The 570-nt window shown below is 42.1% G+C and carries 1 pseudogene; it reads right to left on the bottom strand.

From position 1 onward, the window contains the following. A pseudogene (locus CBG25_RS00820) lies at window positions 1-570 on the bottom strand (terminase); the annotation flags it as partial.

Raw genomic sequence — 570 nt, 5'->3', positions numbered from 1 at the left:
ATCGAAATAATCGATTAACCGTTGAGGTAATAACGAAACAGGCGTCATTGAATAGTCAGGATTTTTCCACCAGGGGAAAAAAAAGAACTTCCAGTCTAATGGCGAAAGCGGTTTTGCCTGAATTTGCGCTTTTTCAGCAGATTGACAGTAATCATAAAAATACCCTGCTCGTCCCTCCGCTGTGCTTTCTATTGTCGTAAAACACTCACTGGAGACAGCCTCAAACGCACCTGTTACAATTTCCCGTGCCTTATCAGGATATTTTGCACAGATTTTGCCAAATTCAGAGATATGCAAATAACGTAATGTGCCACCACGAAATGACGTACTAATGTAAAGTGACCCGCCCTTTTTGAAAACCAGCTCTCCAGCAGAATCATTATTGGCAGGATTGGCTGCCTTGATCTCAGCTGGAAGTTTGTCGTAAGCGTATTTGACTTTTTCTCTGAAAAGTCGCTTGGCATCAATTAACGTATGCGCAATTAACGCACATTTAGCCGATTCAAATAACGCCGCATCGAGCTGAATAATACAAACCTCAGTCGTAAAACCAAGTTGTCGCGCTTTAAG

The organism is Arsenophonus sp. ENCA (genome assembly GCF_002287155.1).
GTDB classification, from domain to species: Bacteria; Pseudomonadota; Gammaproteobacteria; order Enterobacterales; family Enterobacteriaceae; genus Arsenophonus; species Arsenophonus nilaparvatae.
Note: the sequence above shows the minus strand (reverse complement) of the source record. Positions and strands in the feature narration are given on the sequence as shown.